The following is a 1644-nucleotide window of genomic DNA, read 5'->3' on the forward strand; positions in this document are numbered from 1 at the left end:
GTGTAAGAGCAAAGTAGTAATGTCGCATCTGGGCAAAGTTGAAATGTCGTAGTTCGAGGGTTTCGGCGCATGCTGGCGGCGGTTCGAACTGCCGGAGCGCATCGTGGGCCAACCTGGACTGATCACCATGAGCATGCGGGAGCTGGATCGTCTGAAGGTCGTGGAAGCCGTGATCGAGCAGCGTCTGATGCCTTGGCGAGCCGCGGAGCGACTTGGGATCAGTCGACGGCAGATTGAACGGCTGGTCGCCCGGTATCGCGCCGCTGGCCCGGTCGGGCTGGTTTCGCAGCGTCGTGGCCACGCCAGCAACCATCAGTTGCCTGAGGATCTCGCTCATCGCGCCTTGAGCCTGATTCGTGAGCGCTACGCCGATTTTGGGCCGACGCTGGCCTGCGAGAAGCTCTGGGAGTGCCATGGGCTGCAGTTGTCGAAGGAAACGGTCAGAAGGCTGATGACAGACGCTGGGCTCTGGATTCCGCGCCGGCAACGGCCGCCCAAGGTCTACCAGCCGCGAGCGCGCCGGGCCTGCCTGGGCGAACTGATCCAGATCGACGGTAGCGATCATCGATGGTTCGAGGAACGGGCGCCGGCCTGCACGCTGCTGGTGTACGTCGACGACGCGACGAGCCGGTTGATGCATCTGCACTTTACGGCGACCGAATCGACCTTCAGCTACTTCGAGGCCACGCGGGCGTATCTGGAGCGTTACGGCAAGCCGGTGGCGTTCTATAGCGACAAGTACAGCGTGTTCCGCAGCGCAACCGCGGGCAAGACCGGCAGCAGCGTGACGCAGTTTGGCCGGGCCATGTATGAATTGAACATCGACACGTTCTGCGCGAACAGCAGCTCGGCCAAGGGACGTGTCGAGCGAGCACACCTGACGCTGCAGGACCGGCTGGTCAAGGAGATGCGATTGCGCGGCATCAGCACGGTGGCCGACGCCAATGCTTATGTGCCCTCCTTCATCGTCATGTATAACGCGCGCTTCGCCAAGCCACCGCGCAGCGACTTCAATGCGCACCGGCCGCTGCGAGGTGACGAGAATCTGGACCAATTGCTGACCTGGCGCGAAACGCGCCGAGTTTCGAAGTCGCTGACGGTGCTGTACGACCGGGTGCTGTATCTGTTGGACGATACGCTCGAGAATCGGAAGCTGATTCATCGCTACATCGACGTCTGGGAGTACCCGGATGGCCGGGTCGAAATACGGACCGATGGCGAGGTATTGCGATGTCGCCTTTACGACAAGCTGGCAGAGGTCGATCAAGGCGCGATCATCGAGCACAAGCGTCTGAGTCACGCACTGCAGGTGGCTGAAGCGGTTCAGGCGCAGCGTGATAACCGGCGGATCTCGGGTTCCCCGTCGCGAGCCAATCGAGGGCTACCGGTACGAGCCAAGGCATCGTTACCCGGTGCCAAGAAACAGCGTGCGTTCACGGAAGCTGATATCGAAGCAGCCATCTTGCAGGTCGCTTCACAAACACATCAATCTGAATCGAATCGGCGGTCTGCGAAGGCCCGCGGGTGAACGTAAGCGCCCTGCTGCTTCAGGCCTGGCACTTCAACGCTGAAGGATGGAAAGCCGATGAAACATGCGACATCTGTATTTAGCTGGCGCTACGACATCTGAATCCGGGTATGACA

1 protein-coding gene is annotated in these 1644 nt (G+C 60.8%); it reads left to right on the forward strand.

Features of this window, described 5'->3' with window-relative positions; translation table 11 throughout:
* Positions 1–127 precede the first annotated feature (127 nt).
* Positions 128–1528: an ISNCY family transposase gene (locus CFB35_RS33840; protein WP_059578342.1), complete on the forward strand. Its 1401-nt coding sequence runs from the start codon at positions 128–130 to the stop codon at positions 1526–1528.
* Positions 1529–1644 lie beyond the last annotated feature (116 nt).

It is taken from the genome of Burkholderia sp. AU16482 (assembly GCF_002223285.1).
Taxonomy (GTDB): Bacteria; Pseudomonadota; Gammaproteobacteria; order Burkholderiales; family Burkholderiaceae; genus Burkholderia; species Burkholderia semiarida.